The following is a 23,809-nucleotide window of genomic DNA, read 5'->3' as shown; positions in this document are numbered from 1 at the left end:
TATTAAATTCGCTGATTAATGTATGGCGTAGCCCAAATCTTAATAAAACCTTCGGCTAACTTTTGGTCAAATTGACTTTTGCTACTATAAGTAGCAATTTCTTTCTTGTATAAAGAATAAGAAGATTTCCTTCCTACAGGAATGCAATTTCCTTTAAAAAGTTTCAAACGCACGCATCCCGTAATGGTCTCTTGAATCTTCTCCAGAAAACTATCTAAAGCAGACCTGAGAGGAGTAAACCACAGCCCATAATAAATTAACTCTGCATATTTAGCAGAAATAATCGGTTTAAAATGGAGAGTCTCACGGTCAAGATTCATCGCCTCTAACTCCCGGTGCGCAGTATAGAGTATTGAAGCGGCGGGGGCTTCATAAATCTCTCTGCTCTTTATTCCTATAAGACGATTTTCTACCAAATCTGTGCGTCCTATTCCATGCTCTCCACCTAATCTATTCAACTCCCTTACTAAATCTAAAGCTCCCCCACGCTCTCCTTTTATTCCGGTAGGCACTCCTTTTTCAAAATAAATCTCCAGATACAAAGGTTTATCCGGCGTAGCAGAAATAGGACTGGTTATCTGATAAGCATCTTCTGGGGGTTCAACCCGGGGATCTTCCAAGGCTCCACATTCAATACTCACTCCCCAAAGGTTATGGTCTATAGAATAAGGGCTTTTCTTAGTAACATCGATGGGTATAGCATTTTTTTTCGCATAGGCAATTTCTTCTTCCCTTGATTTCAAATCCCAGACTCGCAAAGGAGCAATGATTTTTAATTCCGGTGCCAGGATAGAGACCGAAACCTCAAAGCGAACCTGGTCATTTCCCTTACCTGTGCAACCATGAGCAATAAACTCCGCTTTTTCCTTTTTGGCTATCCCTACTAAGTACTTAGCAATTAAAGGCCTACTTAAAGCAGTAGACAACAAATATTTTCCTTCATAAACTGCCCCAGCTTTAAGCGCCCGCCAACAATACTCTTCTAAGAATTCTCTTCTCAAATCTTTGACATAAATATTATCTGCACCTATCTTCTTTGCTCTTTCCGATAGCTTTTTAAATTCTGCCTGCTGTCCTATATCCGCCAAAAAAGCAATTACTTTAAAACCTTTTTTCTTCAACCAGTGAAGGGCAACCGATGTATCCAAACCTCCGGAATAAGCCAAGATTATCTTTTTCATAATCTACCCTCTTTTCTCAACTTAAGAGTTTAATTAAAATCGCCTTCTGCACATGCAACCTATTTTCTGCCTGTTCAAAAACAAGGGAATTCTTTCCCTCGATAACTTCATCGGTAATCTCTTCTCCTCGGTGACAAGGAAGACAGTGTAAAATATAAGGCATATTACCTGCCTCAGAAAAAAGTTTTCTATTCAGCTGAAACCCCTTAAAGTCTCTCAGTCGTTTTCTCTTCTCTTTCTCCTGCCCCATGCTTACCCACACATCCGTGTAAAGAAATTCACATTCCTTTACCACAGTATAAGGAGAAGTACTCATTCTAATCTCAGCACCGCTTTTTTTCGCCAACATCTTCGCTTCTCTAAAAATAATTTCTTTGGGTTCATAACCTTTAGGTGTGGCAATATAAAGGTCTATTCCTAACTTACTACAACCGTAAAGAAGAGAATGAAGAACATTGTTGCCATCCCCAATAAAGCCAAGTTTAACTTTTCTCACCTTGCCTTTTTTTTCCCTAATCGTAAATATATCCGCCAATGCCTGGCAAGGATGAAGCAAATCAGACAAACCATTAATCACCGGAATGCTCGCATACCTTGCCATTTCTAACACATTCTCATGAGAAAAAGTGCGTATAACAATTCCGTCAACATATCTACTGAGAGTTCGGGCAATATCTTTAATCGGCTCCCTCACTCCTAATTTTACTTGTTCTGGTCCCAAATAGAGGGCATTGCCTCCTAACTGATACATCCCCACCATAAAGGAAACGTGGGTTCGCGTAGAAGGTTTCTCAAAAATTAAAGCAAGCGTTTTCCCTTCCAAGGAAGAGAAAAATCCTAGGGGATCTTTTTTTAATTTCTCAGTAAGAGAAAAAATCTCTTCTATCTCCTTTACTGACCAATCTCTTATACAAATGAAATCTCTTTTCATTACATTAAATTAGTAGGGTAAGGTATTTTGGTGTTCTTTAAGCACATCCTCTAAGATACCAACTGCTTTGTCAATATCTTTTTTACTCACATTTATTGCTGGCATAATCCGCAAAATACGCTCCTGGGTGCAATTTATCAAAAGTCCACGTTTTCTACATTGATCTACTACCGTTTTACCCGAAATATCTAATTCCAACGCCAACATTAATCCCATTCCCCGCACCTCACGCACAAAACTAAATTTTTCTTTAAAAACAGAAAGTTTTTCTTTAAGGTAATTTCCCAACCTTCTACAATTATTTAACAATCTATCTTTCTGAATCGTTTCAATAACTGTTAAAGCTGCTTTGCATACGAGTGGGCTTCCTCCAAAAGTAGAAGCATGCATTCCGGGTCTGAAACACTCCGCAACCCCTGACCTTGCCACCATTGCTCCAATCGGCAAACCTCCTCCTAAAGCTTTTGCCAAAGTCATGATATCAGGAATTATTCCATAGTTTTGAAAACAAAAAAATTCCCCTGTCCTTCCCATCCCTGTCTGAACTTCATCTACAATTAAAAGAACATCTTTTTCTTTACATAAGCGGTATAGTTCATTAACAAATTCAAAATCCGCTACTTTTATACCACCTTCGCCTTGAATCAATTCTAAAATAACTGCGATTGTCCTCTCACTCAATGCATTTCTCACTGCTTTAATATTATTATAAGGAACATGAATAAAACCAGAAGGCAAGGGTTCAAATCCTTCTTGATACTTTTTCTGTCCTGTAGCAGCAATAGCCGCAATGGTCCTTCCATGAAAAGAATTTTCAAAAGCGATGATTTCAAAACGTTTACCCTGTCCGTAAATTCTTGCCAATTTAAAAGCAGCCTCGTTTGCCTCTGCACCAGAATTACAAAAGAAGATTTTACCGGGGAAGGACAAATCGATTATCTTTTTTGCCAAACGTGCCTGAAGATGATGATAGTAATTGTTAGAAACATGAATTAGCTTCTTTGCTTGCTCTTTTATGGCAGAGGTAATCTTGGGATGGACATGTCCTAAACCACTCACTCCCCATCCTGGGAAAAAGTCAAGATATTCTCTCTGTTCTAAATCCCAAACCCGCGAACCTTTCCCTTTGGCTAAAGAAATTGGCATGCGGGTGTAGGTATTCATCACGTAATCTTCATATAACTTTATAACTTCTTCTGTCTTCATAACCATTTGCAATTTACTTTACAATTTCTGTCCCTATACCCTGGTCAGTAAAAATCTCCAGCAGTACAACATGATTTATTCTTCCATCAATAATATGTGTCTTCTTGACCCCTCCTTGCAGAGCATTTATACACGCTTTAACCTTAGGAATCATTCCTGTCTGTATTACTTTACGCTCAATTAACTCCAGAGATTCTTTCTGGGTAAGTGTTGAAATCAAAGAACTCTCATCTTCTGGATTGCGCAAAATCCCCCTTGTATCAGTAAGGAGAATAAATTTTTCTGCCTTAAGACTAACCGCGATAGCCGAAGCAGCATCATCTGCATTTACATTATAGGTAAGTCTATCCTTTCCCCGTCCTAAAGGAATAACTATAGGAATTGCTTTCTCTTTCAAAACTGCCTTTATCGGTTCAGAATTTACCTCTGTAATTTCACCTACAAATCCCAAATCAATCTCATCTTCTATCTTTTTAACTCTGATTATATCGTCCTTTTTCCCATCCAACCCTTTAGCTTCTACTCCTAAAAGTTTCACCATTTTTATCAGTTTCTGATTTATGTCGGTAAGGGTCTCTTCCACTATTTTTATCATTGCTTCATCGGTTACTCTCCTGCCCTCAACAAACTTTACCATTTTACCTAACTGTGCTGCTTTCTGGGTAATCGAAGGTCCACCCCCATGCACAAGCACAGGTTTGATACCTACAAAATATAAAAAATTTAGGTCTTCTAAAAGACGCCTCTGGGCATTCTCATTAAGAATTATTTTACCGCCGTATTTAATTACAAAAATTTTGTTACGGAAAGCCCTAATATAAGGCATTGCCTCAATCAAAACATCCGCTTTTTTAATTACTTCTTCCATTATAGGCTATTCGTATCCTGCGTTTATGCGTACATAATCCTCTGACAAATCGATTGTCCAGAGAGAATATTCTCCTTTACCCAGATTTAAATCTATTTCTACTTTTATTTCTCTCTTTTCTAAAATCTTCTTAAAATGCTGGAAATCTTTTCCTACAGGCTTACCGCATCTGAAAACAAATTGCCCTCCTAAACTAATATCTAACTTTTCCGGATTGAGTCTAGCCTCTGACGCTCCACAAGCAGAAATAATCCTTCCCCAGTTAGGGTTCTGACCATACATCGCAGTCTTAAACAAAGGAGAATTTGCGATGGTTCGGGATACTCTCTCCGCCTCAAATCTGTTCTTTGCTCCTTTAACTTTTATAGAAATAAATTTAGTCGCTCCTTCACCATCTAAAACAATTTGACGCGCTAAATACTCACATCCAAAACGTAATCCTTCTGAGAAAACAAGAAAATCACTCTCTTCTAAATTATCTATCCTTCTATTTCCCGCCAAGCCATTGGCCATAATAATCACGCTATCGTTGGTACTCATCTCTCCATCGATGCTAATGCGATTAAATGAATTATCTACGGCCTCTTTAAGCGCCTTCTTTAACAGTTTGGAGTTTATACTCAAATCTGTGGTTATAAAACAGAGCATAGTTGCCAAACGAGGGTTAATCATCCCCGCTCCCTTTGCCATGGCTCCAATCCTTATCTTCTTACCCTTTATTTTCAATTCCAAAGCTATATCTTTGGGTTTTTTATCGGTGGTCATTATGGCTCGACTTGCCAAGCGGTATCTATCTTTCCTTTTAGTATTTATCAAAAGAGGAATCGCTCTTTCTATCTTCTCTACGGGTAATCTCTTACCAATAATTCCTGTAGAAGCCATCAACACAAGAAATGAATTAATACCCAAAACTTTTGCTACTTTATCTGTTACCCTCTCTGCATCCGATAAACCCTTCTCTCCTACTGCACAATTAGCATTTCCGCTATTAACAATAATTGCCTGAGCTCGCCCATACCTATTCAGCCGTGTTCTATCCAGAACTACATGGTTTGCGGGGAAATGTGAAGAGGTAAATAATCCCACTGCCAAAGCGGGTTGTTGGGAGTAAATAAGCGCTAAATCTAATGCATTTCCCTTTTTTATACCACAAGAAATACCGCTTGCTTCAAAACCATGGGGGGCAGTAATCCCCCCTCTAATTATCTTCATGCTTTTAGTTTAGCAACTTATTTAAGCCCGACGGTTTCTTCCCATCCCATAATAATATTTAAATTCTGTACCGCCTGTCCACTGGCTCCTTTACCTAAATTGTCAATAGCAGATATCACAATGGCCAAATCACTCTCTTGATCTACGCTAATACCAATATCACAATAATTACTGAATTGCACTGATTTCAATTGTGGTAAATTACCCTCTTTCAAAACACGCACAAAGGGTTCATTTTTATAAAAACTATTGTAAAATTCAAGGAGATCTTTCGTAGAAAATTTTTTATTCAATTTTATATAAATACAACTCAGAATGCCTCGACTTAATGGTAAAAGATGGGGGACAAATATAGTTTTTATATCTTTATTTCCTATCAAAGAAAGTTCCTGTTCAATTTCCGGGATATGTTGATGAGCATTTATTTTATAGACACGAATTGTTTCATTAACTTCATTAAAAAGTAAATCAGTTTTTAATGTCCTCCCTGCCCCGGTTGCTCCCGATTTTGTATCTACAATAATCGTATTCTCTTTTAAAAAACTATTCTTTACCAAAGGTAAGCTTCCTAAAATCACTCCTGTAGGATAACATCCGGGATTAGCTATAAGTTTATTTTTCTTAATCTCTTCTCGATAAACCTCAGGCAAACCATAGACTGCATCTTCTAAAAATTTCTTATTGCTATGTTCAAAGTTATACCATTTTTTATAGAGCTTTTCATCCTTAAGACGAAAATCTGCACTTAAATCAATTACTATTTTATCCCTTTTCCTTAATTCGGGAACGATGGTATGGGCATAACCATGGGGAGTCGCAAGAAATACTACCTCTGATTTTTTAGCCAACTTTTCTATATCCAGTTCCTCACAAATAAGACTAATTTTCTTTTTAAATTGAGGAAAGATCTCAATTATATCCGTAGGTTTATCTATTTTTGCGGATAAATAATTTATCTCTACTTGAGGATGATTAAGTAAGATGCGGATTAATTCCTCTCCCGCATAACCCGTTGCTCCCACAACCCCAACTTTAACCTTATCCATTTCTCACCTTAAAATTAAAATAAGATAGGAAAATTCTATGCTAAAAATTTAAAATAGTCAAGAAATTTTTCGTCGGAGGCTTAGTTTATTATATATTGCTTTAGATTTTTTGAATATCAGAAGTATTTTTACCTAACGCTTCGTCCACTGGAATCTCTTTCTCGCACCTTTCTGCCCATATTTTTTACGTTCTTTTTCTCTGGGATCGCGAGTTAAGAGACCGCGTCTTTTCAGAAGAGGTCTAAAAGTAGGATTAATGAGGGTAAGGGCACGGGAGATACCTAAACGTAGAGCATCCGCTTGACCAGTCAAACCACCTCCTTCCAATTTAGCAACCACATCAAATTTCCCTAAGGTGTCAGTTGCGCGAAATGGTTCGAGGATTAGTTTTTCATAAAGCGAACGGTGAAAATAAAGATTATATGGTTTTTTATTTACTTGAATTTTCCCCGTTCCCTGAAAAAGCCATACTCTCGCCACTGCGGTTTTCCTACGTCCTGTAGCAAGAATTTTCGTTGTTTGATTTTCCTGATTTACCACATTGTCATTTTTGTCATCTACCATCGTCTTTCCTCTTTTCCTTATTTAACCATTACGGGTTTCTGTGCCAAATGGGGATGTTTATCATCAGCATAAACTTTTAATCTCTTTAGTAGAATCTTCGTTAGTTTATTCTTAGGAAGCATACCTGCTACAGCGTGTCTAATCACCTCTTCAGGCTTACGATACAACATCTCCGAAAGAGGTATTTTCTTTAAACCATCCGGATATCCCGAATAGCGTTTATAAAATTTATGGGAAAGCTTATCGCCAGTGATATTAATTTGACGAGCATTAATAACAATAACACCATCGCCATCAGCCAGATAGGGCACATACGCCGGCTTATGCTTTCCCATGAGAATCCTTGCCGCTTTAACTGCTAATTTCCCTAACACCTCTTTTTTTGCATCTATTAAATACCACTTTATATCTTCCTTATCTCTAACTGCCATTTTTACTCCTTTTCCAAATTAGAATAATAGCGTAGAATTTTACAACCATCAACCCATTTCTGTCAACAAGAAAATTAAATTTCTCCATCTTGTTAATTCCATAAATCCTCATTCCTAAATGAATGCTCCGAACATCAAAGAAAATATTTCAAAAAATAATCCTGTTAACACCAAGGTAGAAAAATTACCCTTCTAAAAACATATAATAAGTACAGAATCTTATCCGAAAGAAATTTCTCTAAAAAAGACCCCCTGAAAATAACCATAAAACATGAGCGTTAACCAGTATTTAAGAAATTTAGGCACCCTTATTTATTTAAATATATGGCGTAATTTTTCGCGGAAGGAGCGGGTTAAAGGGAGGGAATCTTCTCTTAATGCAGCAGCAAAATCACGCAAAAGTTTCTTTTGTTCAGGGGTTAATTCTGTCGGAACCTCTACCACTACCCTCACCAATTCATCTCCCTGTCCTTGGTTATGTAATCTGGGAAAACCTTTGCCTCGGATACGAAAAACTTTACCCGACTGTGTTCCTGCAGGGATCTTCATTTTTACACCACCATTTAAAGTAGGAACATCCACCTCTCCTCCTAAACAGGCAGTAGCAAAACTTATGGGAAGTTCTAAATAGATGTCATCCTCATGTCTTTCAAAGAGCGGATGAGGTTTAACATAGATTACTACATACAAATCTCCCCTTACACCAGAAACACCCGCCTCGCCTTCTCCAGTAAGACGCAGATGCGACCCTGTATCTACGCCGGGAGGAATTTTAACTTCAATTTTTCGCTCCACCTTCTCCCGCCCCTGTCCACGACAGTTAGGACAGGGAACCTGAACTTTATACCCTTCGCCTTGACAGGCAGAACAGGTAGTAGTTAAAGTAAAAAACCCTTGGGAAACCCTTGATTGCCCTGTTCCGTGACAACGCGAACATTCGACTTTTTTTGTCCCCGGTTTAGCCCCTTCCCCTCGACAAGCAGAACAAATTTCATACCGCGAAACCTCTATGGTTCTTGTAGTCCCGCGCGCAGCCTCTTCAAAAGAGATTTCCAAATCAAACTGTAAGTCCCTCCCTCTTCCTGTCTTACGAGAAGTTCTTCGCCCACTTCCAAATAAACCAAAGTCACTAAAAAGTTCTTCAAAGATGCTACCTCCAAAACCTAAATCCTCAAAGATGCTTCCAAAGTCTGCTCCCCGGAAAATATCCTCGTAACTATATCTTGAATCAATTCCCGCATGTCCAAATTGGTCGTACTGAGCACGTTTCTGATCATCAGACAAAACTGCATAAGCTTCAGAAATTTCTTTAAATTTCTCCTCTGCCTCTTTTTTCTTATCCTGCGGTGCGCGGTCAGGATGGTATTGCATTGCCAACTTACGAAAAGCAGCTCTTATCTCCTCTTTGGAGGCTCTCTTATCTACACCCAGTATTTCGTAATAATCACGTTTCGCCATTTTAGTAAAAAACCATAAACTCTAAACCCTCAATTCTAAAATTTATTTGAAATTGCTTAGAGCTTTGAATTTTGGATTTAGAGTTTTATTTCTTATCCTCATCATCTACTTTATATTCCGCATCAATAATGTCTTCTTTCTTTTCTTCTTTATTTTCCGTTTTCTCTGCTTTTTGTTCACGGTGGGTTTCTGTTTTCTGACCAGTAGCTCCCGCTTGTTTATAAACCTCTTCTGCCAGTTTGTGGGAAGCACGGGTCAATTCCTCCATATTCTTTTTGATTCTTTCTATATTCTTGTCCTTAACCGCGGTTTTTAAGTCATTAAGTTTTGCCTCAATCTCTGCCCGCTCACTCTGGCTGATCTTATCACCAAATTCTTTTAAGGATTTTTCTGTAGTGTAAATCAAAGTATCTGCTTGATTTATTAATTCTACCTCCTCTTTTCTCTTCTTATCCTGTTCTGCAAATTTCTCCGCCTCTTTAACCATCTTTTCAATATCCTCTTTCGATAACTTCTTAGGAGCAGTAATTTTCATTGATTGTTCCTTACCGGTCCCTAAATCCTTTGCCGAAACATGAACAATACCATTGGCGTCGATATCGAAAGTAACTTCAATTTTAGGAATTCCCCGTGGTGCTGGAGGAATACCAATCAAATCAAATCTTCCTAATTCTACATTATCATCTGCCATCGGCCGTTCACCTTGAAGCACACGGATAGTAACTGCAGTCTGGTTGTCGGCCGCGGTAGAAAATATTTCAGATTTACGGGTAGGAATTGCTGTATTTCTCTCAATCAATTTTGTAAAAACCCCTCCTAATGTTTCAATTCCTAAAGATAAAGGAGTAACATCTACGAGTAATACTTCCTTCATCTCTCCTTTAATAATTGCTGCCTGAACCGCTGCTCCCATAGCGACGCATTCCATCGGGTCTATTCCACGTTCAATCTTCTTCCCCACCACTTCCTCCACAAATTTCTGTACCGAGGGCATCCGGGTAGGCCCTCCCACCAGTATTATCCTGTCAATATCCCCAGCCTTAAGTTGTGCATCCGCTAACGCCTGTTCTATGGGGTGCCGGCATCGTTCAATGATAGGTGAGACTAATTCCTCTAACTTAGCGCGGGTAATGTTTATTGTAAGATGTTTAGGCCCTGTTGCATCCGCGGTAATAAAAGGAAGATTTATGTCCGTAGTGAGCGTACTGGAAAGTTCAATCTTTGCCTTCTCAGAAGCTTCACGGACTCTCTGCATAGCCATTTTATCATTATGCAGGTCTATCCCTGTCTCACGTTTAAACTGCTCAACCACATACTCAATAAGTGCATTATCCATATCCGTTCCACCCAACTGAGTATCGCCACTGGTAGAAAGAACCATAAAACCTCCTTCTTCGCCCATCTCCATAATGGTAACATCCAGTGTTCCTCCACCCAGATCAAAAACCATAATTTTTAAGCGCTTACCTAATTTATCCAAACCATAGGCAAGACAGGCAGCAGTAGGTTCATTGATAATGCGTAAAACCTTCAATCCCGCAATTTCTCCTGCGTCTTTGGTAGCGGTTCGCTGATTGTCATCGAAATAAGCAGGGCAAGTAATTACCACCTCTTCAACTTTATCTCCTAAAAATGCTTCTGCATCACTTTTGATTTTTTGTAAAATAAACGCAGAAATTTGTTGTGGAGTATACTCTTTACCATAGACTCTAAATTTGTAATCTGTCCCCATCTTGCGTTTGGCAGCAAAAATCGTCCCCTCGGGATTAATTGCTGCTTGTCTTCTTGCAGGCTCTCCCACTAGTCGTTGTCCATCTTTAGTAAAAGCGACATACGAAGGAAAAGCCTTCCCCGAAGCCACTCCAGCCCCTTCGGCAGAAGGAATAATCGTAGGTCTTCCTCCTTCTACTACCGCAGCCGCAGAATTGGATGTTCCTAAATCAATACCGATTGCTTTAGCCATTTTTTATTTCACCTCCCTTTTAATTTGTACTCTGTTGTTCGGGTGCACTACTTTTTTCTTTCCTCTTGGCTACTTTAACCACTGCAGGTCTTAACACTTTATTGTACAAAAGATATCCACTGCGAATTTCTTCTACAATAGTATCCTCAGGATGTTCTGTAGTGTCCACAATCATTAAAGCCTCGTGTCTTGTCGGGTCAAATTTTTCTCCTATTACCTTCATCCGCACCAATCCATTCTTTTCCAAAACCTCTTGCAATCTTTTATGTATTATCTTTATCCCTGTAGAAAGCCCTTCATCAATATGATTTTTTTCTAAACCTTCCAATAGACGCTCAAAATCATCCGCGATAGGTAATAACTCAGATAAGAGCTTCTGATTAGCAAAAAAAATAAAATCTTCCTTTTCCTTCTGCATTCTCCTTCGAGCATTCTCAAACTCCGCTCCTAAACGCAAAAGTTTATCATAGTATTCTTCCGCAAGATTAGCTTTTCTCCGCAGTTCTTCCCACTCAGAGGAAACTGGCTGCTCTCCAGAAGAATCTTTATGATTCTTTTTTTCCGTCGCAGAAATATCTTTAACCTCTTTTTTATCTTCCGAATCTTTCTTCATATTCCTCTATCCTGCAAAATATGCTCTAAAATTTGGGATACATACTTTACAATGCTCAAAACATGGGCATAGGCCATCCGTGTGGGACCAACTACTCCCAACGCACCAACCACTTTTCCTTCCAGATGGTAATTTGCAGTAATTAGGCTCAAAGATTTTACCTCCTCAAAAATATTCTCTTCTCCAATATGAATTTTTACACCATCTTCTTCCATATCGCGCGCAATGATATCCAGAAACAATCTCTTCTCTTCTATAAGGTGCAGTAATTTAGTCAAAGCAACCCTGTCTTCAAATTCAGGTTGAGAAATAATTTGAGTTGTTCCCTCAAAACAAAATTTTTCCTCCTCCAGTTTTTTAAACGCTTCTTCCAAAAGAGAAAAAGCGTCTTTGAAGAGATTATAGATAGAAAAATCTTCACTCAATCTCTTCTGCAGAAGATATTTCCATACTTCACTCAAATAAATTCCTTCCAATTCTGCATTAAAAAGATTACTAATTTTCTCTAGCTGACTCCGTGAATAAACCTGAGGAAAACGCAGAATTAGATTCTTAATCAAACCAGCATTGGTAACCAATACCATCAAAACGGAATTATTGCCAATATCAATCAATTCAATATGTTTTAATCTACTTTTGCTCAGACAGGGATAAACCACAATCCCCGCCTCTTCTGATAAACGAGCTAAAAGGCGACTGGTTTTATCCATGAAAGTAGATATATCTCCCTTAGAGGTAGAATATTCCCGCATAATTTCCTTTTTCTCCTGAGGAGTAAGTTCCTCTAAAGGCATTAAATTGTCTACATAATAGCGATATCCCTTATCCGTAGGAATCCTGCCTGCGGAAGTATAAGGATGCATAATATAACCTTCTTCTTCCAAATCCGCCATAATATTCCTGATGGTAGCAGGTGAAAATTTAAAACGTAACTTCCTCGCAATGGTCCGCGACCCCACCGGCTTTGCTTCTTCAATATAGGTTTCTACAATTGTACCTAAGATTTTTTCTTTTCTTGAACGTAAATCTACAACCTGCATCTCGGCTCCTCCATTTTAGCACTCTCGTAATGAGAGTGCTAAAATGATTATACATTACGTTTAAAATTTTTGTCAAGAAAAATCGTTATAGAAAAGAGAGGGAAATTATTAATGGACTTTTTGAACAACCTCTAAGAAAGCTTCTACAATACGGGAGTCGAACTGCGTTCCTGCTCCTTTTTTGATAATCCGCATTGCCTCTCTTTTGGCATAGGCTTTGCGGTAAGGACGGTTAGAAATTAATGCCTGATACACATCTGCAACAGCCACTATTCTTGCTCCTAAAGGAATTTCCTCTCCCTTTAAACCAAAAGGATACCCTCGTCCATCATAACGCTCATGATGATAGAGCACAAAAGGAATTATCTCTTTAAGAAAATGAATGGAACGCAAAATATCTGCTCCAATCTGCGGATGTTTTTTTAGTTCATCAAACTCTTTCGAGGTAAGTTTTGACTTTTTTAACAAAATTTTCTCGCTTATCCCGATCTTCCCTAAGTCATGAAGCATAGCAGCATCGCTAACTTTTTCTATCTCCCCCGGAGAAAGCCCCAAAGCCTTGGCTGTCTCTACTGCGTAAATCACGGTCTTCTCCACATGTTCTCCGGTATAATCATCTTTCAACTTGATTGTGCGGGCAAAAGCATAAATTGCTTCCCTTATACTTTGATTAGCACGTTTGGTGAGTTTATCTATCTTTTCTTTCAACATTTTGGTATCTTTAGCACTATCCTCTTCGCTAAATACCTGCTTATCTTTATGGTAAATTTCACTGGAAAAAATGTTGTTTCCTCCGTGGTCTTTTATCTTTCCTAAAAGTCTATCGGCTAGATTTACCAATTCCATACCACTAGACACTCGATCATAGGGATAAGAAGCAATCCCCATACTCACTTTAAGATGGACCCTTTGTTGGGCACTACCAAAGTTAAAACTGTTTATCTTTTCCAAAAGACGTCGCGCAAGATTTACTGCTCCCAAATGGTCCGTATCCGGAAGAATAAAAATAAACTCTTCTCCTCCAAAACGAATAACTGTATCGTATATACGCACCATTTTCTTACAAAGGTTAGCCAATTGTTTCAGAATCATATCTCCAAAATTATGTCCATATACTTCATTTATTGATTTAAAATAATCTATGTCCAGCATAATCACAGAAAGAGACAGTCCATATCTATTACTCCTCTGAAACTCTGACTCTATAACTTCCGTAAGATAACGATAATTATACAATCCCGTATGACTATCTTTTAGTGAAAGCAGCTTCAATTTTTTATTTGTCCTTCTAAGGTTAAGAGTTAGGTTATGTAATAAATCTTCTGCTTTTTTCCGTTCCGTAGCATCTCTTACATATTCAATTACTCCTTTCATCTCTCCCGTCAGAGAATCAAAGAGCGGAAAAGAATATAAATCAACCCACCCCACAGTTTCTCCTTCTGGTCCACACTTCGCGACCACTTCATATGCCTGTTTCTGAGTTTTGAGCGTCTTCTGGGTAGGACAGATAGTGCAGGGTTCTTTTCTCTTATGGTAAGCAAAATAACATTTCTTTCCCACTAGTGGCATACTATAAGCATACCATTTTTCCATAGTGTGGTTGACACTGATAATATTCAGTTCTTTGTCTAAAATACTTATTCCATCCTGAATGCTCTCAAACACGCTATAAACAAAACGCCGTCCTTCTTCTATTGCAAAATCTGTCTGTTTCCGAGCTAAAGCATTCGCTAGAATTTCCCCTACTATTTTCAATAAAAAAACACAATCATCATCCCATTCTCTTTCTTTAAACACCGAATCAAAACCCAAAAATCCGGTCACTACGCCATTTAAGAGCATCGGAACAAGTAAAGCCGATTTTGTCTGTTCTTCCCTAAACTCCTGTTGTTCTCTCAAAGCCTCGGGAGGCAATTTCTCTACTGAAGGAATATAAACCACTTCTTTTCTTTTCTCTAACCTTTCCCTCAACCAGGGAAAATCTTCAACCATCAATTCTCTAACCCTTTCCTTTTGAGGAGTAATTCCTTCCTTGCACCATTCATATGCATAATAAACTTTTGTGCGGTCTTCGCTCACGCAAAAAACATACGCGCGATCAGCTTCCGTAAACTCCCCAATTACCCGGAGTGCCTCATCGATTAACTTATCCATTTCACTCAGCCGGACACCGACAAACATGGTAGCAATATCCATCACAATTGATTCCAATCGTTTATAGTAAACAATGTCTTCTTTTTGGGCAACCATTTTCTTCCCGGTAACCAAGAAAACTTCGATTTCTTTGAGAAATGAAATATTTACTAAGAAAGGAACTTCTTCCTTTGCCCGACAAATAAGATTAAGCTGAATACAAAAATTAGAAAGATTCTTTTCTTGCATCTCCTGTAAAACATAACGTATCTTTTCTTTGTAAGAAGTAGGGACAAAGAGCTCCACCCAATATTCATTTTTTATTTCTTCTTCCACGTAAACATTGAGTTCGGGGATATGGCAGGAAAAAGTCAATATTCTACCTTCTTTGTCCAAGGAAGCTACAAAGGAAATGATGCTCTGTTTTATTTCTTCTTTTAAAGAAATCATTGGCTTTTGGGAAGGAAAATAAAAGGGCCCTCACACCATCGCCCATCCTTTAAAAAATATAACACAAAATTCCTTATCGGGCAAGACTTATTTTCTATCCCCTTCTTGAGTATAAGGGCATCCTCCCGGCGGAGGACCTTTGGGGCTATAGTCAGGAACAAAGTTGATCGGGCCCATACGCTGCAATTCATTAAGCACCTCCATGGTGGATTCTCTTTTAGATACCGAAAAACTTGAATACACTTTCTCCAATTTTCTACTTCTACAAAAATTACAGCGGTATGTTTTCCACCACAAAAAGAATCCTTCTTTTTCAAATGCAGATTTTTTATAGAGTGTAGTTATCTTGCCACAATTTAGACAACGATATTCATAAAATGGCATATTCAAATAAATATTTTAATCAGTTGTATAGAAGAGCGTAAAACATCTTGGGTTCCTGCTTTGGTATTGATGTTTAGACGCACAACTCTAAAGAGGTGTTTTGAACTTTGAAGCTCATAGAGAAAGCGCACCAGTGAGTTAATCTCGGACTCAACATCCATTCTCACCTCAAATTTATTATAAAAATCTTTGGTCTCCATTCCTGAAGGCACGATGTTAGTAATTGCCACCCCCGAAGTTCTGGCAAGTTTCTCTATCTCCTGCAATACTGAAGCCAATGCCTCTTCGCTTGAGCCTTTTACCTTAAGGTAATCTGCATAAGTCTTATATTTTGTTTCAATCTCTTTCTCCAGAGTCAATATATTTGTATACCGAGAAAGTTTATTATAGAGATTAGAAATCTGATTGTTCATACGGCGCCATCTTTTTGCCACAGGAGTCACAAAAAAATTGATTGAAACTGCTATAACAATTACTGCTACCGTAGCAAATAAAAGAAACTTTTCACGTTTTGAAAATTGACTAATTAACTTCATTTGCCTTTTAAAGGAGAAAATATTTCAAAATCGGTTAAGCCTTCTGAGCCAACTCGTTTCCTTACAAATTTTACCTGAGAATTAGAAAAGTATGGAGATTTATCCAACGTAGCCACAAATCTAAACACACTTGCCATCTCCGTAGAAGTTCCTCTCAAAGTAAGTCCTTTACCATCTTCAAAATCAAAATTTACCAAATTTATTTCTGCAGGAACTGTCTTATAAAGTTCAACAAGGATATCTAAACTTATGCTTCTATCTGAAAAAAGGTCCTTTATTAACTCTAAATTCCTCTTCTTCTCCTCCAAACCCTGTGCTCTTATATTTATTTTTTTCAACTCATCATTCAAATAACGCACCAGAGACGCCTTTTCGTAAAACTTCCTGTAAATAATTCCTACGAAAGTCAAAATAATCAGAGCAATAAGTATAATACCAAAGATAAATTGGTATTTCTTTTTCTCCTCATCCCTTCTCTTTATCTCCGGAAGGGGCAGAAGATTAAACTTATCTAAAATATCTCTCCCCAGCCCCAAACCTAATACTGAATTGAGTGATACCCGATGTATATCAAACCAGTTCTCTTCCAAAACATCTCTTTTAAATCCAATCTTTTCCAAAGGCATCTTTATCTCAATTTCTATCTCAAACTCATCCTTAAAATAATTCCTAATTCTGTCCAATATAGCAAGGGCTCCTGTAAGAATTATCTTATCCACCTTTAAATCAGCATACTCTTTCATAAAAGTAGAAAGAGAAAGTTTTATTTCATCTCTAAAATTCCTGAATACTCTAAGATCTTCATCATTTTCTAAATCCTCTACCCCTATTTTGATAGCGCGACTAAAGAGGAGTTTACCCGAAGGAACAATTATGCTTACCTCGGTATAAATTGTATCTACATCAATAAGGAAAACTGTTTCTTTACAATCAGGATAGCTAGCATAAAACCATTCACAGGTATTCAGTGTCCTAAAACTTATTCTCTCAGGTTCAATGTTACAACCTTTCAATAATTTCAAATGTTTAGAAACTGTTTCCTGATGGACAATGGCTAAGAGTATATCGGTATAGCCAGTAGAATCTATTCCTAATTTAATACAAGAATATACAATTTCTTCCTTGGGATAAGGAATCTGTTTAGTTATCTGAAAATCAAGCATCGCTGCTAGTTCCTCAGGTTTACTTGAGGGAAGTTTTATATACCGCACGGTTGTCTGATGACGGGGAAGACAGGTTAAAACCAAACCTCTTACTTTTATCTCCGAAAGCACCGTTTCCAAAGTTTTAACTATCGTTTCGTCATCTGGATGAGGAATATTCCGCGTAAATAAATAAACGAGATTCGTCGTTCCCTTTTTTCGCTCAAACTGTGCCAATTTCAGATGCGTATCGGATATTTCTAAACAGGTAAAGTAATTTGCCGAAGAAAATATCTCTTTTAAATTTTGATACCATTCTTCTAATTTTGAAAAAAAATTAATTTTCATTCCAGTAAATTATTTTTCCTTCAGGAGAACTAAAGAACGTTCTAACTGTTTTTCTAACCCTTTCTGTTTTTGCCTCTATATTTACCTGAAATACAGTGGAAGTAAAAGTAATCCAATCCCCAATTATTACGCTTAGGGAAGAAAAAAGTGCATCTTTTATTTCTTCAGGCAAAGTACTCACTATCTCCCGGATTACAGGTAAATTAAATAACCCTTGTGCAGAAGAAAAAGGGCGAAATGCAATTATCTCCTCAACCACTCTATCTAAATAAGGTGCTATTTGAGGAACAGAATGAAAAACAGAAACAATTGCGCTTAAAACTTTTTCCTCGGCAGTATTTATATTTATCTTGCCATTACCATAGATGGTAAAATATTTTTGTAAAATATTAAACTTTTCTTTATCCATTCCCTTTAATAATAACAATTCTTCCAAAATTTTAAATTCACCATTACGGTTAATATATCCATAGTAATCATTTTCAGTTTCTCCTTCAGGAGTTATTTCATCTTTATCGCGCCAGTCAATTATTGCTTCAATTATATCAGAGGTAAGAATAGTCTGACCACCTCTATTTATAATATCCATCAAATTAACCACAAACATTCTTAATGCATTTAAGTCCTTTGTATTTAAGTTAATCTTCCTTTCTTCATCAATCAACCCATAATAATAAACGGGGTTTCCCTCAGTATCATAGTGGTTTAAATATCTTATATTTACTATTGTTTCTTCAACCTCCTTATCTTTAAATACATCATTGTTCTCTTTACCTGCCCAGGTGTCATTCAAGGAATCATAAGCAGGGCTATTATCAAGATTTTTCTTTACATATCCTGCCCAATATACGCCTGCTTTTGCTGAAGAAAGTGCTTTTAGGCGAGAAGTAAATATCTTTGATATTTTCAATTCTAAAGAAATTCTCCAAGCAAAGGCAGAAACCACCAATAATAAAATAAAGAGAATCCAAAAAGCATTTATAAGAATTGTTCCTTTTTTACGGCAACACTCTTTTTGCGCTAACGATATCCACATATTTTTCTATGCTAATCTCCTGATAGTCAACTTTTCTACTTATGGGGACCAATTGAGGAATAAAAAACACAATTTTTATCTTTACCTGAGTAGGTAAATTATTCTTTTGCAAGTCAGTCTCACCCCAATTACTGAACCAGTTTTCTTCAGTATCGCTTTTCCTTTCCAAATAAGAAAACGTTAACTCTTTAACTAAATCAAATACAACCTCTCCCTGAAAATCATCTTCTTTAAAAGGTAAGGGAATGAACGGTTTTTCATCACGTTTAATTAAAAAAATATCTCTTTCTAACTCCTTGCTCTTTTCTGTGTCTTGTTCTATGCTATAAATTAGACGTCTTATCTCTCCATTCTTCAGTGTGTAAAAAATAATTTTATTGGACACCCCTTGGAAATCATAAGTTTCTACACTTGTATCAAAAGATTCTTTTAAATCTAAATCCAAAGCGTTGCGCAACTCTTGTCCCATTCTGTCCGTAAGCAATCTTAACTCCTGATAGCGTTCTAAAATTGCCTCCATCTTCCTCCAGGCAGTAATGCCCATATTAAAAACCGAATAAAGCATAACACTAACTACAGCAAAAATACTTATTGCTAAAAGTAATTCTATAAAAGTAAAACCTTTTCTCATGGAATCAAGAAGTAATTTTCTTTGGCATAATGGTTACTACAGTCAGCTCCCGTTCTCTAAAAACCTCCCTCCAGATTACAGTAACCGCTACCTGTACTAAATTGGTAGGTTTACCTTCTTTATCATATATAACCTCAACTTTTGCTATCCATCTAAAATTTTCATAATCCCCACTGAATCCGCCAGAAACCTCGCCCTCTTTCCATTCGTTAACTATATCAATTTCACCCTTTTTCTCTATCTCCGCAAGCTTTTCTTCTAAAAGGAAACTGGCATGGGTGTAATTCTTGGAAATACGCAGGGCATGAATTTCTGAACCCAAAGCATTCATCGCCAAAGTCAAACCCACCGCAAGAACAACTACCGTAATTAATGTCTCCACTAATATATAACCTAGTCTATTCATACACTTCATACACTTCTTCTAAAGTTATCCTTCCAATAACTCCTTGGGGAATAATTTGGAATTTAGTTCTTTCGTTAGAAACAATTATTTTGGGTGACTGTGAGGATTCTTTGTCGCGTTCAATAAAATCGATACTGCCATCATGACGAAAAACAAATTCTCTTGCTCCTGAAAAAATAACTTTTATAGCTTGGGGAATAGTCAAAGAAAACCTTCCCTCTAAAATTTCTCTTCCTCCTGAGGTATTTTGCGGTGGATCTTTAGTAAGAAATAATAAATTTTTCTCTTTTAAAAAATAAATTTCTACTCCTTCGGCAATCGCTTTACTCTGAGCAAAACGCAACAATGTCGAGATTTTTTTAGAAAAATTGGCCAATTCTAAAGTGCTAAAAGTGGAACGAAAGCGGGGAATAGCAATCGTTACCAAAAACGTAATTAACAAAATTATTGAGAATAATTCTATAAAGGTAAAACCCTCTCTCTTTATAAAATTTTTCACCAAAATTGATAAATTAAGTTAGACTTACCTCGTGTAAAAAATTTTTTCTCTGCTTATTCAAGCCCTTTCTCTTTTTCCTTCCAACTCGCAATATCATCGCCTTCGCCTTGCTCATCATTACCGTCGGGACCCCATGACCATAGTTTATAAATTTCTCTTTTCTCCTGCTGACTAGGGGGTGCGTATTGATAAGGATTGCCCCATGGGTCACGGATAATTAATTCGCCACCTTCCTCCTCAACGCACTTCTTAAGATAAGGCCCTTTCCAACGTTTTCCTCTTATTTCATCAGTGGGCATCTTGCACAATTCGTCAATGCTTTGAGGATAACTTCCCACATCCATCTCAAACATATCTAAGGCGGTGGCAATGCTTCCATGGATGTCTGCTCTTGCTGCCGCCTTCCTTGCCTCTTCAGAGCGCCCCACTAAACGCGGCACCACCATCCCTACCAAAATACCCAAAATAATCACTACCAACATCAATTCCACCAAAGTAAATCCTTTCCTCATTCCAAATCACCTCCCTTTTACCATGACACAAGATTTAACTGAAATATCGGTAAAAGCATAGAAATTACAATAAAGCCCACAACGGTTCCCATTACCAAAATTAACGCCGGTTCAATTAAAGAAGTAATCACCTTAACCACTCTCTCTACTTCTCGCTCAAAGGACTCTGCCACTTTCATCAGCGAATTCTCTAACACGCCACCTTCCTCGCCCACCGCAATCATATTAGAAACCAAAGGAGGAAAATATGGACTCTTGGTTATCGTTTTAGAAAGGCTAATCCCATCGCGCACATCGTTATACATCTTCTCAATCTCTTTCTTAATTACCCTGTTCCCAATTACGGGGATAACAGTATCCAAAGCTCCCAGAATAGGAACACCGTTCTTTAGAAGTGTAGAAAGGGTGCGACAGAAGCGCGCAACTTCCGACTTCTTGATTAATTCTCCAAAAAGAGGAATTTTTAATTTTAACCGGTCAAGGATAATTCCTCCTTCCGGAGTATGTGCACGCCGTTGAACAACAAAATATAAAAAGGCAAGAAAGGATAGAATAAGCCACCAGAAATCTTTCAAAAAATCACTCATTCTAATCAGCATTAAAGTAGGAAGCGGTAGACTTTGTCCTAAATCTTTAAACATCCCCGCAAGCCGAGGAATAACAAAACTCATGAGAATAAAAACTGTTGCCACTCCCACACATGCCATGAGTATAGGATAGGCAAGTGCACTCCGCACCTTTGCTTTTAATTCTTCTTCTTTCTCTAAATATTCCGCTAAACCCAAAAGAACGTCATCCAACATACCCCCCACTTCTCCTGCCTTTACTAAAGCCACATAGAGCCGAGAGAAAACCTGCGGAAACTTTGTAAGTGATTCGGAAAGTCTTTTACCATCTTTTATCTCTTTTGCAAGGGAAGAAATTAACTGGCGCATCATCACACCCGGAGTCTGTTCTTCAATAAGATTTAAAGCTCTGATTAGCGTAATACCCGAATCAATAAGGTCGGAAAGTTGACGGGTAAATAAAGTTAATTCGCTACGCTTCACTTTCCCTTCTTCACGGAGTAAAGAAAATTTTTCTCCCTCTTTCAAAACACTATCTTCGACGATGCTTAGGGGATAATAGCCCATTGTCTGAAGACGGTCTATCACCTGTTCACGACTCTCTGCCTCTATTGTCCCTTCCACTATTTTCTCTGGTTCTTCTTTTGCTTTATAAACAAATTTAGGCATAGCTTACCTCAATTTCCAGAGTAAAACAAACAGACCAAGGAAAAATATTGCTGTAAGTAATTTTATCTTTGCCAAATGCCGCTGAGCAAACTTAGCAAAACGCTCCGAAGTCAGTCCATAGAGCACTAATACAAAGATAACTACCAGCGGCAAAATAAACATTAGATTATAAATAAAGAGATAAAGCATTGCTCTTACTCTAAACTCAGAAACTTTAGTAATAAAAGTTATCGTCGGCAAATACACTTGCCCCGTGCAAACTGATTCCAGAATAGAGACGATAAAACCAATCACTAAACTTAATAAGACAAGTCTCAATATACCTATTGGTTTTTCTTCTGTGCCTTTTTCTTTTCTATATCCTCTTCCAATAATTGATTGAATTCGCCATTTAATAGCGTGAGGAAGTTTCAATTTTATATCTTCAAGATTTTTTGTCTTTCTATAACGGAAGAATTCAAGGAAATTAATCAAAGCAAGGATGATTACCAAGATGCCTACTAGCATATAGAAGATTTCTACTAAGGTATGATATATTTTTAGTTGCGTAATGAATTTAAAAATTCCTAAGCCCAGAAAAAAATAAGTTAAGAAGATGCTTAAAATAAAGAATGTTCCCAGATAAAAAACTTCTCTTTTACGATAACCCGCAAAACTTAAGAATGATAGAAAAAAGACTAAAGTAGTAAAGGCACAAGGATTAATCCCGTCAATTAATCCTGCCCAAATGATTGTCCCAAAGGTAAAGGTTTTAAAGAGATTAATAATTCTTTCAGGAATTTTCTCATCTGTCTTTTCCTTGGTTACAGAAACCATCTTTTCTCCAGAAACTTTGAGAATAATCTTTTCTAAACTTTCCCTTATCTGACCTGCTCCAACTAGAACGTTATTACCAACAAAAATCTTGGGAATAGACCCCGACTCAAGAATACCGTATTTTTCTTCTAATTCCATTAAATAACTAAAATTCTGTGGTTCTTCTATATTATAATAAACTATTTCCACCAAATTTTTGTATTTGGTGATAATTTCCGGTAGAAATTCCTCCTTTACCTTATGGCAGGCATGACATTTGGGAGAAAAAAACATAAGTATTTTTATGTTCTTTTCAACCACCGCGTTTGGCTCTTCTATTTTGTGCTCTTTGTCAAAAGGAGAGAACATCGTCAGTTGTTCAAGGCTGGAAATTAAAAACTTATTCTGCCATAAAAAAGTGGGAGAAGCATGAATATTTAACTCCTTTGCGTATTGATAATCTTGGAGTAAAAGCTTATCTGCCTCAACCAACTTTTCCTTTAGCTCAGCGTAACCTATTCCCAAGGTTCTAATTGCTTGTCGATAAGAATATTTATCACGTAATAAAAGATAATCAAAGAGCTTATTCGGCCAGTATTTTTGTATGACTACTCTTCTCCGGTTCTCATTCAATTCTCTCAAACCATGAAGAGCATCCAATTTACCTTCTTTAAGATTCACCAGATAGTGAATTTTAAAATCTATATTATTTAATTTACTGATTTTTAAATAATTAATTAAACGCTTCTCTGCCCTATTACTGTAAGGGCAGAAACTCATACTGAAAATCTCTAACCTATTGGGAATAAGTTCCCGCTTATATAATTCCAAACTTACTATTCTCCTAAGGACTTCGCGAGGAATGTATGCATAGTTTTCCTCGGTGATAATTCGAAACTTCTTTATCGTCTCCTCGGATAAAGAAGGATTTTCAAAAACTACTGCAGGAATAAAATCTAATTTTAAAAAGGATAAAATTTCCTTTGCTTCTTTTGCATCAAAATCAAGTAGCTTTATTTCTATTTCAGGGAAGTTATTTCCGAGCCATTTTCTTAATCTCTCTACTTGATAATCTTTTTCACGGGCTATAAGTAAAGAAGAAACTTCTCCTTCAGCAAAGAGGAGATTTAAATTAATAATCAGGAGAAAGATGCTAAAGATTATAAATTTTTTCATAGCAAAGTTATTA

The 23,809-nt window shown here is 37.3% G+C and carries 23 protein-coding genes; all 23 read right to left on the bottom strand.

Annotated features, from left to right (window positions below; all coding sequences use genetic code 11):
- Positions 1 to 2: 2 nt before the first annotated feature.
- The gene (locus NC818_05315) at positions 3 to 1,181 is read right to left on the bottom strand and encodes an argininosuccinate synthase (GenBank protein ID MCM8784171.1); all 1,179 of its coding nucleotides are present in this window, start codon (positions 1,179 to 1,181) and stop codon (positions 3 to 5) included.
- Between the two features lie 16 nt (positions 1,182 to 1,197).
- Complete coding sequence (gene argF, locus NC818_05310; protein ID MCM8784170.1) at positions 1,198 to 2,112, bottom strand: ornithine carbamoyltransferase; 915 nt, start codon at positions 2,110 to 2,112, stop codon at positions 1,198 to 1,200.
- A gap of 9 nt (positions 2,113 to 2,121) precedes the next feature.
- The gene (locus tag NC818_05305; protein MCM8784169.1) at positions 2,122 to 3,318 is read right to left on the bottom strand and encodes an aspartate aminotransferase family protein; all 1,197 of its coding nucleotides are present in this window, start codon (positions 3,316 to 3,318) and stop codon (positions 2,122 to 2,124) included.
- 13 nt (positions 3,319 to 3,331) lie between these two features.
- Positions 3,332 to 4,186: an acetylglutamate kinase gene (gene argB / locus NC818_05300; protein ID MCM8784168.1), complete on the bottom strand. Its 855-nt coding sequence runs from the start codon at positions 4,184 to 4,186 to the stop codon at positions 3,332 to 3,334.
- A 6-nt stretch (positions 4,187 to 4,192) separates the two neighbouring features.
- Positions 4,193 to 5,398 carry a bifunctional glutamate N-acetyltransferase/amino-acid acetyltransferase ArgJ gene (argJ, locus tag NC818_05295; protein ID MCM8784167.1) on the bottom strand — a complete coding sequence of 402 codons (1,206 nt, stop codon included), beginning with the start codon at positions 5,396 to 5,398 and terminating at the stop codon, positions 4,193 to 4,195.
- A 17-nt stretch (positions 5,399 to 5,415) separates the two neighbouring features.
- The gene (gene argC / locus NC818_05290) at positions 5,416 to 6,444 is read right to left on the bottom strand and encodes an N-acetyl-gamma-glutamyl-phosphate reductase (GenBank protein ID MCM8784166.1); all 1,029 of its coding nucleotides are present in this window, start codon (positions 6,442 to 6,444) and stop codon (positions 5,416 to 5,418) included.
- Between the two features lie 132 nt (positions 6,445 to 6,576).
- Complete coding sequence (rpsI, locus tag NC818_05285; GenBank protein MCM8784165.1) at positions 6,577 to 7,008, bottom strand: 30S ribosomal protein S9; 432 nt, start codon at positions 7,006 to 7,008, stop codon at positions 6,577 to 6,579.
- Positions 7,009 to 7,025: 17 nt separating this feature from the next.
- Positions 7,026 to 7,439 carry a 50S ribosomal protein L13 gene (gene rplM, locus NC818_05280; protein MCM8784164.1) on the bottom strand — a complete coding sequence of 138 codons (414 nt, stop codon included), beginning with the start codon at positions 7,437 to 7,439 and terminating at the stop codon, positions 7,026 to 7,028.
- 312 nt (positions 7,440 to 7,751) lie between these two features.
- Complete coding sequence (dnaJ, locus tag NC818_05275) at positions 7,752 to 8,897, bottom strand: molecular chaperone DnaJ (protein MCM8784163.1); 1,146 nt, start codon at positions 8,895 to 8,897, stop codon at positions 7,752 to 7,754.
- An 85-nt stretch (positions 8,898 to 8,982) separates the two neighbouring features.
- Positions 8,983 to 10,860, bottom strand: coding sequence for a molecular chaperone DnaK (dnaK, locus tag NC818_05270; GenBank protein MCM8784162.1), 1,878 nt, complete (start codon positions 10,858 to 10,860; stop codon positions 8,983 to 8,985).
- Between the two features lie 19 nt (positions 10,861 to 10,879).
- Positions 10,880 to 11,473, bottom strand: coding sequence for a nucleotide exchange factor GrpE (locus tag NC818_05265; protein ID MCM8784161.1), 594 nt, complete (start codon positions 11,471 to 11,473; stop codon positions 10,880 to 10,882).
- A complete protein-coding gene (hrcA, locus tag NC818_05260) occupies positions 11,470 to 12,513 on the bottom strand; it encodes a heat-inducible transcriptional repressor HrcA (protein ID MCM8784160.1) in 1,044 nt (347 codons plus the stop codon). The genes NC818_05265 and hrcA overlap by 4 nt, the downstream gene beginning before the upstream one ends.
- A 108-nt stretch (positions 12,514 to 12,621) precedes the next feature.
- Positions 12,622 to 15,096 (bottom strand): diguanylate cyclase, encoded by a 2,475-nt coding sequence (locus NC818_05255; GenBank protein MCM8784159.1) that lies wholly within the window; start codon positions 15,094 to 15,096, stop codon positions 12,622 to 12,624.
- An 87-nt stretch (positions 15,097 to 15,183) separates the two neighbouring features.
- Positions 15,184 to 15,480 carry a zinc ribbon domain-containing protein gene (locus NC818_05250; GenBank protein ID MCM8784158.1) on the bottom strand — a complete coding sequence of 99 codons (297 nt, stop codon included), beginning with the start codon at positions 15,478 to 15,480 and terminating at the stop codon, positions 15,184 to 15,186.
- A 2-nt stretch (positions 15,481 to 15,482) separates the two neighbouring features.
- On the bottom strand, positions 15,483 to 16,016 hold the full coding sequence (locus NC818_05245) for a type II secretion system protein M (protein MCM8784157.1): 534 nt from the start codon (positions 16,014 to 16,016) through the stop codon (positions 15,483 to 15,485).
- Positions 16,013 to 17,506: a PilN domain-containing protein gene (locus NC818_05240; protein MCM8784156.1), complete on the bottom strand. Its 1,494-nt coding sequence runs from the start codon at positions 17,504 to 17,506 to the stop codon at positions 16,013 to 16,015. The genes NC818_05245 and NC818_05240 overlap by 4 nt, the downstream gene beginning before the upstream one ends.
- Positions 17,496 to 18,542, bottom strand: a complete 1,047-nt coding sequence (locus NC818_05235; protein ID MCM8784155.1) for a type II secretion system protein GspK — start codon at positions 18,540 to 18,542, stop codon at positions 17,496 to 17,498. The genes NC818_05240 and NC818_05235 overlap by 11 nt, the downstream gene beginning before the upstream one ends.
- Positions 18,505 to 19,173 carry a prepilin-type N-terminal cleavage/methylation domain-containing protein gene (locus NC818_05230; protein MCM8784154.1) on the bottom strand — a complete coding sequence of 223 codons (669 nt, stop codon included), beginning with the start codon at positions 19,171 to 19,173 and terminating at the stop codon, positions 18,505 to 18,507. Before NC818_05230 ends, NC818_05235 begins: the two co-directional genes overlap by 38 nt.
- Positions 19,174 to 19,177: 4 nt before the next feature.
- Positions 19,178 to 19,579: a hypothetical protein gene (locus NC818_05225; protein MCM8784153.1), complete on the bottom strand. Its 402-nt coding sequence runs from the start codon at positions 19,577 to 19,579 to the stop codon at positions 19,178 to 19,180.
- Positions 19,572 to 20,081, bottom strand: coding sequence for a hypothetical protein (locus NC818_05220; protein MCM8784152.1), 510 nt, complete (start codon positions 20,079 to 20,081; stop codon positions 19,572 to 19,574). The genes NC818_05225 and NC818_05220 overlap by 8 nt, the downstream gene beginning before the upstream one ends.
- A gap of 50 nt (positions 20,082 to 20,131) precedes the next feature.
- The gene (gene gspG / locus NC818_05215) at positions 20,132 to 20,590 is read right to left on the bottom strand and encodes a type II secretion system major pseudopilin GspG (GenBank protein ID MCM8784151.1); all 459 of its coding nucleotides are present in this window, start codon (positions 20,588 to 20,590) and stop codon (positions 20,132 to 20,134) included.
- Positions 20,591 to 20,607: 17 nt separating this feature from the next.
- A complete protein-coding gene (locus NC818_05210; protein MCM8784150.1) occupies positions 20,608 to 21,825 on the bottom strand; it encodes a type II secretion system F family protein in 1,218 nt (405 codons plus the stop codon).
- Positions 21,826 to 21,828: 3 nt separating this feature from the next.
- The gene (locus NC818_05205) at positions 21,829 to 23,796 is read right to left on the bottom strand and encodes a hypothetical protein (GenBank protein ID MCM8784149.1); all 1,968 of its coding nucleotides are present in this window, start codon (positions 23,794 to 23,796) and stop codon (positions 21,829 to 21,831) included.
- Positions 23,797 to 23,809 lie beyond the last annotated feature (13 nt).

Source organism: Candidatus Omnitrophota bacterium (genome assembly GCA_023819145.1).
Lineage (GTDB): Bacteria > Omnitrophota > Gorgyraeia > DTHP01 > DTHP01 > JBFWKV01.
This window is presented reverse-complemented; position numbering and strand designations above follow the sequence as displayed.

Coding starts and splice junctions, on each gene's coding strand:
- NC818_05235 (MCM8784155.1), bottom strand. CDS start 18,542: ATGTGGATATCGTTAGCGCAAAAAGAGTGTTGCCGTAAAAAAGGAACA.
- NC818_05205 (MCM8784149.1), bottom strand. CDS start 23,796: ATGAAAAAATTTATAATCTTTAGCATCTTTCTCCTGATTATTAATTTA.
- argF (MCM8784170.1), bottom strand. CDS start 2,112: ATGAAAAGAGATTTCATTTGTATAAGAGATTGGTCAGTAAAGGAGATA.
- NC818_05240 (MCM8784156.1), bottom strand. CDS start 17,506: ATGAAAATTAATTTTTTTTCAAAATTAGAAGAATGGTATCAAAATTTA.
- rplM (MCM8784164.1), bottom strand. CDS start 7,439: ATGGCAGTTAGAGATAAGGAAGATATAAAGTGGTATTTAATAGATGCA.
- gspG (MCM8784151.1), bottom strand. CDS start 20,590: ATGAGGAAAGGATTTACTTTGGTGGAATTGATGTTGGTAGTGATTATT.
- argJ (MCM8784167.1), bottom strand. CDS start 5,398: ATGAAGATAATTAGAGGGGGGATTACTGCCCCCCATGGTTTTGAAGCA.
- hrcA (MCM8784160.1), bottom strand. CDS start 12,513: ATGCAGGTTGTAGATTTACGTTCAAGAAAAGAAAAAATCTTAGGTACA.
- NC818_05245 (MCM8784157.1), bottom strand. CDS start 16,016: ATGAAGTTAATTAGTCAATTTTCAAAACGTGAAAAGTTTCTTTTATTT.
- NC818_05265 (MCM8784161.1), bottom strand. CDS start 11,473: ATGAAGAAAGATTCGGAAGATAAAAAAGAGGTTAAAGATATTTCTGCG.
- argC (MCM8784166.1), bottom strand. CDS start 6,444: ATGGATAAGGTTAAAGTTGGGGTTGTGGGAGCAACGGGTTATGCGGGA.
- NC818_05225 (MCM8784153.1), bottom strand. CDS start 19,579: ATGAATAGACTAGGTTATATATTAGTGGAGACATTAATTACGGTAGTT.
- NC818_05255 (MCM8784159.1), bottom strand. CDS start 15,096: ATGATTTCTTTAAAAGAAGAAATAAAACAGAGCATCATTTCCTTTGTA.
- dnaK (MCM8784162.1), bottom strand. CDS start 10,860: ATGGCTAAAGCAATCGGTATTGATTTAGGAACATCCAATTCTGCGGCT.
- NC818_05315 (MCM8784171.1), bottom strand. CDS start 1,181: ATGAAAAAGATAATCTTGGCTTATTCCGGAGGTTTGGATACATCGGTT.
- NC818_05305 (MCM8784169.1), bottom strand. CDS start 3,318: ATGAAGACAGAAGAAGTTATAAAGTTATATGAAGATTACGTGATGAAT.
- rpsI (MCM8784165.1), bottom strand. CDS start 7,008: ATGGTAGATGACAAAAATGACAATGTGGTAAATCAGGAAAATCAAACA.
- argB (MCM8784168.1), bottom strand. CDS start 4,186: ATGGAAGAAGTAATTAAAAAAGCGGATGTTTTGATTGAGGCAATGCCT.
- NC818_05250 (MCM8784158.1), bottom strand. CDS start 15,480: ATGCCATTTTATGAATATCGTTGTCTAAATTGTGGCAAGATAACTACA.
- NC818_05210 (MCM8784150.1), bottom strand. CDS start 21,825: ATGCCTAAATTTGTTTATAAAGCAAAAGAAGAACCAGAGAAAATAGTG.
- NC818_05230 (MCM8784154.1), bottom strand. CDS start 19,173: ATGAGAAAAGGTTTTACTTTTATAGAATTACTTTTAGCAATAAGTATT.
- dnaJ (MCM8784163.1), bottom strand. CDS start 8,897: ATGGCGAAACGTGATTATTACGAAATACTGGGTGTAGATAAGAGAGCC.